Below are 230 nucleotides of genomic sequence, written 5' to 3'. Positions count from 1 at the left end.
TATCGTCGCTGAAAACAGTGTTGCCAAGAGTGAATAAAATGACTCTTTCTTTTTACACAATTATATGGACTTTATCTGTGTATCTGCTTTTTACTCAATAACTGGCTCGTTTACTCGCTTTTCGTTCCCGTGTATCTGCTTTTTACTCAATATAATTTACTCACTTTTCGTTCCCGTGCATCTGCTTTTACTCAATAACGGGCACAATTACTCGCTTTTCGTTCCCGTGT

Source organism: Cytobacillus praedii (assembly GCF_001439605.1).
Classification (GTDB): Bacteria; Bacillota; Bacilli; order Bacillales; family Cytobacillaceae; genus Cytobacillus; species Cytobacillus praedii.
The sequence above is the reverse complement of the archived record's forward strand: the minus strand, read 5'-3'. Positions refer to the sequence as shown.